This is a genomic window from Pseudomonas sp. REP124 (assembly GCF_020164475.1).
Classification (GTDB): Bacteria; Pseudomonadota; Gammaproteobacteria; order Pseudomonadales; family Pseudomonadaceae; genus Aquipseudomonas.
This window is the reverse complement of sequence record NZ_JAIQWX010000245.1, coordinates 1-5,077: the sequence shown is the minus strand read 5'-3', so window position 1 is coordinate 5,077 and position 5,077 is coordinate 1. Positions and strand designations below refer to the sequence as shown.

The 5,077-nt window shown below is 62.0% G+C and carries 6 protein-coding genes; all 6 read right to left on the bottom strand.

Translation table 11 applies throughout. From position 1 onward, the window contains the following. Positions 1-94: 94 nt before the first annotated feature. The 6 genes from K9857_RS29565 to ssuE all read right to left on the bottom strand — a co-directional run bounded on the left by K9857_RS29565 (position 95) and on the right by ssuE (position 4,768). Positions 95-310 carry a molybdopterin-binding protein gene (locus K9857_RS29565; protein ID WP_175379681.1) on the bottom strand — a complete coding sequence of 72 codons (216 nt, stop codon included), beginning with the start codon at positions 308-310 and terminating at the stop codon, positions 95-97. 33 nt (positions 311-343) lie between these two features. After that, positions 344-1,150: an aliphatic sulfonates ABC transporter ATP-binding protein gene (ssuB, locus tag K9857_RS29560; protein ID WP_175379682.1), complete on the bottom strand. Its 807-nt coding sequence runs from the start codon at positions 1,148-1,150 to the stop codon at positions 344-346. Next, positions 1,147-1,929, bottom strand: a complete 783-nt coding sequence (ssuC, locus tag K9857_RS29555; protein WP_175379683.1) for an aliphatic sulfonate ABC transporter permease SsuC — start codon at positions 1,927-1,929, stop codon at positions 1,147-1,149. Before ssuC ends, ssuB begins: the two co-directional genes overlap by 4 nt. Positions 1,930-1,937: 8 nt before the next feature. Beyond that, positions 1,938-3,086 carry an FMNH2-dependent alkanesulfonate monooxygenase gene (gene ssuD, locus K9857_RS29550; RefSeq protein WP_224541995.1) on the bottom strand — a complete coding sequence of 383 codons (1,149 nt, stop codon included), beginning with the start codon at positions 3,084-3,086 and terminating at the stop codon, positions 1,938-1,940. A gap of 32 nt (positions 3,087-3,118) precedes the next feature. After that, complete coding sequence (locus K9857_RS29545) at positions 3,119-4,084, bottom strand: sulfonate ABC transporter substrate-binding protein (RefSeq protein WP_224541993.1); 966 nt, start codon at positions 4,082-4,084, stop codon at positions 3,119-3,121. Positions 4,085-4,174: 90 nt separating this feature from the next. Beyond that, positions 4,175-4,768 carry an NADPH-dependent FMN reductase gene (ssuE, locus tag K9857_RS29540; RefSeq protein WP_224541991.1) on the bottom strand — a complete coding sequence of 198 codons (594 nt, stop codon included), beginning with the start codon at positions 4,766-4,768 and terminating at the stop codon, positions 4,175-4,177. Positions 4,769-5,077: the final 309 nt, after the last annotated feature.

Genomic DNA, 5,077 nt, shown 5'->3' with positions numbered 1-5,077 from the left:
GCTCGCGAAGGCCACACCACCAATACACCTGATTCACACCCACAAAAAACCCCGAAGGGCTCCTGCCTTTCGGGGTTGCATGTATGGCATGCGATCACAACTTCGCGATCGACACCTCGGTGGATTTCACGAACGCGATCACTTCGCTGCCGACCGCCAGTTCCAGCTCTTTCACCGAACGAGTGGTGATCACCGAGGTGACAATGCCGGACGCGGTTTGCACGTCGATTTCCGACAGCACGTCGCCCAAAACGATTTCCTTGATGGTGCCCTTGAACTGGTTGCGTACGTTGATGGCTTTGATAGTCATGATGTTGATTCCTGTCGTTGGATAAAGTTTGAGTTACTGCGCCCAACGCAACTGCGTAGGCAAAGGTGAAACAGGTTCCGGTTCCGGCGGTTGACCCGGCAGGGACAGCACGCGGTTGAGGACTTCGGTTTCCAGCGCCGCCAGCCGGTGGGAGCCGCGAACTCGAGGGCGCGGTAATTCCACATGGAGGTCGAGGCCGATTTCGCCGTCTTCGATCAGGATCACCCGATCGGCAATCGCCACCGCTTCGCTGACGTCATGGGTCACCAGCAAGACCGTGAAGCCGTGCTGTTGCCAGAGTCGTTCGATCAGTTGCTGCATCTCGATGCGGGTCAGGGCGTCCAGCGCGCCCAGCGGCTCGTCGAGCAACAGCAGGCGCGGTTGGTGAATGAGCGCGCGGGCCAGTGCCACACGCTGCTTCTGCCCACCAGACAAGGCCGCCGGCCACTCGTTGGCGCGGTCCGCCAGGCCGACCGCTTCCAGGGCCTGCAACGCCTGTGGCCGCCAGTCGCCCTTGAGCCCGAGGCCCACGTTGTCGATGATCCGTTTCCAGGGCAGCAAGCGCGCTTCCTGAAACATCAATCGGGTGTCTTCCCGCGCCTCGCTCAGCGCCGCGGAACCGGCCAGCAACTGCCCGCCCGTGGGCTGGTCGAGACCGGCCAGCAAACGTAGCAAGGTGCTTTTGCCGCAGCCGCTACGACCGACTACCGCGACGAACTGACCGGCCGGAATGTGCAGGTCGATCTCGCGCAGCACCTGCCGCGCGCCGAAGGTTTTTTGCAGCTTGCGCACCGCCAGCGGAATCCCGCGCAGCAGGCGTGGAGGTTGTTGAGCAGTCATGCGGCACCTCCCTTGGCAACCTGATAGGCCGGATGCCAGCGCAGCCAGACACGTTCAAGTCCACGGGCCGCGAGGTCGGCCAGCTTGCCGAGCACCGCGTACATCAGGATCGCCAGCACCACCACGTCGGTCTGCAAAAACTCCCGGGCATTCATCGCCAGGTAGCCGATGCCGGAGCTGGCGGAGATGGTCTCGGCAACGATCAGCGTCAGCCACATGAAGCCCAGGGCAAAGCGCACACCGACCAGAATCGAAGGCAGCGCGCCCGGCAGAATCACCTGACGAAACAGGCTGAAACCGGACAAGCCGTAGCTGCGAGACATCTCCACCAATGCCGGATCGACGTTGCGAATACCGTGATAGGTGTTGAGGTAGATCGGGAACAAGGTGCCCAGCGCCACCAGGAAAATCTTCGCCGACTCGTCGATGCCGAACCACAGGATCACCAGTGGAATCAGCGCCAGATGCGGCACGTTGCGGATCATCTGCACCGAGCTGTCGAGCAGGCGCTCGCCCCATTTCGACAGGCCGGTGATGAAGCCAAGGACCAGGCCGATGCTGCCGCCGATGGCAAAGCCCAGCGCTGCGCGCCAGCCGCTGATCGCCAGATGCGTCCAGATCTCGCCGCTGCGCACCAGACTGATTCCGGCTTCGATCACCGCGACCGGTGCCGGCAGGATCCGCGTCGACAACCAGCCCGCCGACACCGACAACTGCCACACCGCCAGCAGCAACACCGGCAACGCCCAGGGCGCAAGGCTGTGGATGATTTTCTTCATGGCGCGCCTCAGCTCTGGGACGCGGCTTTGGGAAGAATGTCGTTGGCCACCATCTCGCCGAACGGGCTGACGTAACCGGCGCTTTTCGGCAGCTCAGGACGCTCGACATCCAGGTGCGGGAACAGCAGCTCGGCGACGCGGTACGACTCTTCCAGGTGTGGATAACCGGAGAAGATGAAGGTATCGATGCCCAGGTCCGCGTATTCCTTCACGCGAGCGGCCACGGTCGGACCGTCACCCACCAGCGCCGTGCCGGCACCACCACGCACCAGGCCGACACCGGCCCACAGGTTGGGGCTGACTTCCAGATTGTCGCGACTGCCGCCGTGCAACGCGGCCATGCGTTGCTGGCCCACCGAATCGAAGCGCGCGAGAGAGGCCTGGGCGCGAGCGATGGTGTCGTCGTCCAGGTGCGAAATCAGGCGATCCGCCGCCTGCCAGGCCTCGGCATTGGTTTCCCGCACGATCACATGCAGACGGATGCCGAAGCGTACGGTGCGACCGAGCTTGGCGGCCTTGGCCCGCACTTGGGCGATTTTTTCGGCGACCGCGGCCGGCGGCTCGCCCCAGGTCAGAACCATTTCCACCTGCTCTGCCGCCAGGTCCTGCGCGGCTTCCGACGAACCACCAAAGTACAGCGGCGGACGCGGTTGCTGGATCGGCGGATAGAGCAGCTTGGCGCCCTTCACGCTGATGTGCTGGCCGTCGTAGTCGACGGTTTCGCCTTCCAGCACCCGACGCCAGATGCGGGTGAATTCCACCGAGGCCTGATAGCGCTCTTCGTGAGTCAGAAACAGACCGTCGCCGGCCAACTCTTCCGGATCACCGCCAGTCACCAGGTTGAACAGCGCACGCCCACCGGACAGACGATCCAGGGTCGCCGCCTGACGCGCCGCCACCGTCGGGGAAATGATCCCGGGGCGCAGGGCGACCAGAAACTTCAGGCGCTGGGTCACCGGAATCAGCGACGCCGCCACCAGCCACGAGTCTTCGCAGGAGCGACCGGTGGGGATCAGCACCCCGCCAAAACCCAGGCGATCGGCCGCTTGCGCGACTTGTTGCAGGTAACCGTGGTCGACGGCGCGGGCGCCTTCGGCGGTGCCAAGGTAATGGCCGTCGCCGTGGGTTGGCAGGAACCAGAAGATATTGAGGCTCATGGAGTGGTCTCCTTGGGGAATCGAATGCTGGGTTATTGGGCTTTGGCAACGGCCGCCGGTGGCGTCCAGATCACATCCTTGATGCTCAAGGGCTTGGGAATCAGCTTGAGCTGATAGAAGCTGTCGGCGATTTTCTGCTGCGCGGCGACCACTTCCGGCGTGAGGAACAGCGCGCCGTAGCCCTGGCGTTTAACCGAGGTCAGGGTGATGTCTGCCGGCAGGCCGAGCAGCGGCGCGACCTGTTGCGTCACGTCCTGCGGATTGGCCTTGGACCACTCGCCCACACCACGCACTTCCTCAACAAGGGTCTTGATCACCTCGGGATTCTTTTGCGCGTAAGGCTTGGTCGCCAGGTAGAACTGATGGTTGTCGACAATGCCCTGGCCATCGCGCAGGGTGCGCGCTTGCAGTTGCTGTTCGGCGGCAGCCTGGTACGGATCCCAGATCACCCAGGCGTCGACACTGCCGCGCTCGAACGCGGCGCGGGCATCGGCAGGTGGCAGGAATACGGTCTGGATATCGGAGTATTTGAGGCCGGCATCTTCCAGCGCGCGGACCAGCAGGTAGTGCACGTTGGAGCCTTTGTTCAGGGCGACTTTCTTGCCCTTGAGTTCGGCCACCGATTTGATCGACGAATCTTTCGGCACCAGGATCGCTTCGCTGTGAGGCGCTGGTGGTTCGTAGGCGACGTAGAGCAGATCGGCGCCGGCTGCTTGAGCGAATACGGGTGGGGTTTCACCGGTCACACCGAAGTCGATGGAGCCGACGTTCAGGCCTTCGAGCAGTTGCGGGCCGCCGGGGAATTCAGTCCATTGCACGTCCACGCCTTGGGCGGCGAGGCGTTTTTCCAGAGTGCCTTTGGCTTTGAGCAGCACCAGGGTGCCGTATTTCTGATAGCCGATACGCAGTGTTTCAGCTTGAGCTTGGGTAATGGCGCCGAAGGTAACAGCCGCAGCAAACAGAGCGACCAGACCACGACGCAAAATGACAGGGCGCATGGCGCTCTCCTTTTTGCAGTTGGGTTTTGGCTGCACCTGCTTGCCCGTTGGCGGGCGAGTAAGGCCAGTACTTCAGTGTTCGAAAGGGGGTCAAATGCTCCAGCGAGCACTCAACAAACGATCATTCAACAGACTCGGATCGAGCGGCCTTGGCCGTCGTGCCATGGCGCTGAAAAACAACTCCAGCGACTCGTTCAAACGTCGTTCCAGCTCCGGTGCCAACTGCGCCGCCACACTGCCTTCGCCGTAGGCGATCTGGCTGTCGACCGCGAAAATCCCCTGGAGCAGTTCATCGGCCTTCAACGCCGACAACACCGGCTTGAGCGCGTAATCCACCGCCAGCATATGGGCGATGCTGCCGCCGGTAGCCATCGGCAGCACCACCTTGTGCGCCAGTGCGCGCTCGGGCAGCAGGTCCAGCACGGTTTTCAACGCACCGGAGAACGATGCCTTGTACACCGGGGTGGCGATCAGCAGACCGTCGGCATTTTCAATCTGTTGCAACAGGTCGAGCACCTTCGGACTGTCGAAGCGTGCATGCAGCAAGTCTTCGGCCGGGAAGTCCCGTACCTGGTAACTCACCACTTCAACGCCCTGCCCTTGCAACCAGTTTTTGGAGCGCTCCAGCAGCACCCCGGAACGGGAGCGCTGGCTGGGGCTGCCACCGAGTGAGACGACCAGCATTCAGACAATTCCTTGATCGTGTTGGCGATTCGCGGTTTGCGATCTCGCTTCGATGGGAGTGACCTTAACAGCTGATTCATATATCCATAAATCATATTTATTCATTTGGTTATTCGATATGGAGATATACGGATGCACGACTTCCAGGCATAAAAAAAGGCCGTCGAAACGGCCTGAAGTCCCCCTGCATTGTGGATCTGTACACCTCCCCTTCAATTCCCCCTCACTACCCCTGTGGGAGCGAGCCTGCTCGCGATGGTCGCAAGGGCGCCGCGTTACATCAGGACGCCCGCGTAATCGTTAACGTCC

Bases quoted from the DNA above. Each gene is read 5' to 3' on its own strand.
- K9857_RS29565 (WP_175379681.1), bottom strand. From the start codon at position 310: ATGACTATCAAAGCCATCAACGTACGCAACCAGTTCAAGGGCACCATC.
- ssuB (WP_175379682.1), bottom strand. From the start codon at position 1,150: ATGACTGCTCAACAACCTCCACGCCTGCTGCGCGGGATTCCGCTGGCG.
- ssuC (WP_175379683.1), bottom strand. From the start codon at position 1,929: ATGAAGAAAATCATCCACAGCCTTGCGCCCTGGGCGTTGCCGGTGTTG.
- ssuD (WP_224541995.1), bottom strand. From the start codon at position 3,086: ATGAGCCTCAATATCTTCTGGTTCCTGCCAACCCACGGCGACGGCCAT.
- K9857_RS29545 (WP_224541993.1), bottom strand. From the start codon at position 4,084: ATGCGCCCTGTCATTTTGCGTCGTGGTCTGGTCGCTCTGTTTGCTGCG.
- ssuE (WP_224541991.1), bottom strand. From the start codon at position 4,768: ATGCTGGTCGTCTCACTCGGTGGCAGCCCCAGCCAGCGCTCCCGTTCC.